General features: G+C 71.4%; 1 protein-coding gene and 1 pseudogene. Both read left to right on the top strand.

All coding sequences use genetic code 11. The features are described from left to right. Positions 1-587: 587 nt before the first annotated feature. On the top strand, positions 588-1,352 hold the full coding sequence (locus ASC99_RS29930; RefSeq protein ID WP_057237923.1) for an SMI1/KNR4 family protein: 765 nt from the start codon (positions 588-590) through the stop codon (positions 1,350-1,352). 526 nt (positions 1,353-1,878) lie between these two features. Next, positions 1,879-2,270 (top strand): annotated as a pseudogene (locus ASC99_RS41435) (hypothetical protein); the annotation flags it as partial.

The raw sequence follows: 2,270 nt of genomic DNA, 5'->3' as shown, positions 1-2,270 counted from the left end.
GGGTGGTGGTGCCGGGCTGCGCCCCGGCCCCGTGTCCGCTCCTGCCTCGCCGGCCGGGGTAGTGCCTGTCCCCGGGCCGTGAGCCCGAGGGTGAAGTCCCCTGGCGGCTCTTGCATCCCGGGTCTGTGCAGTTTGGAGCGGTGCGGGGGCGGGCCGCCGAGGGGTTGCTGGGGACGGGTTCGGCGGTGCCCAGGTGCGCTGCCGCGCCTTGCTGGAGGCCTGCGCCAGGCCCGGGAACGGGCTCCACCGTGCCGCTGGTAGCCGGGCGTGGCCCGGGGCTGGGCGGTGTGCCGGTGGAGTCCGGAGGGTGGCTCGGTGAGTGCGAATCTGCGGTTTGTTGTCACTGGGGAGTCAGTGGGTGTCACTGGCGTGGTGTTTGGGCCTGACCGGGGAGCGGGGGAGCGGCTGGTGTCACCCGGCCGCGGAGGTGGGGTGACACCTGGTGATTTCTTCCAGTGACACCTTCGTGCAGATCCCTATGCTGTACCGGCTTGCCTGATGACTCGTCTGGCGTATGGCCTTGCATGGTTGCGTGCGGGGCGGGCCGGGTGGTCTCCGCACGACAATGCCGGGATACGGTCCGCGGCATGGTTGAAGAGTTCGATGCGGCCCGCGCTCTCGGCAACGGTGTTCCCGACCGGGAGCGGGCGTGGGAGTTCCTGCGCGCTTTCGCCGCGGCGTGGGCTGTGCCGGTGGCGGACAGCGACGGGGTCCCGGTTGCGCAGGTCCAGCGGGCCGAGACGCGGTTGGGTTTGCGGTTTCCGGCGGCGTTGCGGGAGTTCTACGTGCTGCTCGGTGCGCGCAAGGATCTGACGGGCAATCAGGACCCGCTGTTGCCGCCGGGTGAGGTGTTCGTGCATGGCGAGTTCGGCGGTGTGCTGGTCTTCCGCGCGGAGAACCAGGGCTGCGCCTGCTGGGGCGTGCGTCTTGAGGACCTCGACGCGGATGACCCGCCGGTGTTCGTCCAGTCCCGGGACGGCTGGCTGCCGTTCATGGACCGACTCTCGCTGTCCCTGGTCGAGCTGGTGCTCAGCGAGTCGCTGTTCGCGCCGGGCCGTTTCTACAACGCGTGCGAGCTTCCCGCAGTCCTGATCGAGGCGTTGCCGCGGCGCTTTGAGCGGGTGGCGCTGCCCGACTATCCGTTCTGGACCGGGCTGGAGGAGTCGCCGGTGCGCTGGTACGCCGCTCCCGGCATGCTGCTCCGCCTGGACGGCCTCGGCGTGTTCAGTTGGCTGCACGCAGCGTCCCGCACCCAGGCCGCCCTGGAGGCGCTGGAGGAGGCCCTCCCCGGCTGCTGGTCCCTGGGCTACCCAAGGCCAGCCGAGGCAGAAGTGGGCGACCTTCCCTTCTGACCTGCGCTGGTCGACCCGGCCACTGCCTGACGTAACCGGCCATTAGGCCGTACGTATGCAGCCTGCCCAGCTCTGGTGTCAGCGGATTGCCGATTGTGGTGTCACCTCGGCGCAGAGTCAGGCTTCCTGGGCTCAGGAAGCCTGTGCCGTCACGGCTCGGGTGAACGTGGCGCGCCAGGGGAGCGGAGGTGGTGCTCGTGCCGGCGGACAAGGCCGCGGACCTGGGGCCGGTGGTTCCTGTGGCGCTCGCGCGGCAGCAGGCGGTGGACGACGACCGGTCATGTGCGGTTGGTCGCTGACGCGGTGGGGGTGTCGCTGCGCACGGTGTGGCGCTGGTTGGCCGCGGCGCGTACCGAGGGGCGGACCGATGCGAAGGGGCGGGGGAGGTTCAGGGTCACCCCACAGCTGCACGCGCGGCTCGTGCTGTGGTGCGGGAACGCGGCCGCGGTCCACCGCGAACTCCTCACTGAGGCCCGCACCGCAGCCCAAGCCGCCACTGACGGACGACGCGGGCAAGGCCATGCCGGTGGCGGTGCCGTCGTTGGCGACGTTGCACCGGGCGATCCGACGAGACCTGAACCCCGGCCAGCGCGCCGCCCTGGCCGGCGGGGAACGGGCCCGGCGTGGCCACGACGTGCACCTGCGCCGGCCCCGGCAGTGGCGCAACGCCTGCTGGGAAGGCGACCACAAGCACGTCCCTGTCGAGGTCGACCTGCACGGCGAGCTGGTATGCCCGTGGGTGACGTGGTTCATCGACTGCGCCACCAACGCCGTCACCGGCGTCGCGATCGATACGCGGGGCACGGCCCCCGTAGTGCCGTTGCCCCGCCCGGGCCGAGTTGCCGCCGCTGCCCCGTCCGGTCCCGCCGCCTGCGGGGTACGCCCCTCATCTGAACGCCCTCCTCATCTGAACGCCCT

Source organism: Kitasatospora sp. Root107, from assembly GCF_001424875.1.
Lineage (GTDB): Bacteria > Actinomycetota > Actinomycetes > Streptomycetales > Streptomycetaceae > Kitasatospora.
Note: the sequence above shows the minus strand (reverse complement) of the source record. Positions and strands in the feature narration are given on the sequence as shown.

Excerpts from the sequence above, each read along its gene's own strand:
- ASC99_RS29930 (WP_057237923.1), top strand. The coding sequence starts at position 588 with ATGGTTGAAGAGTTCGATGCGGCCCGCGCTCTCGGCAACGGTGTTCCC.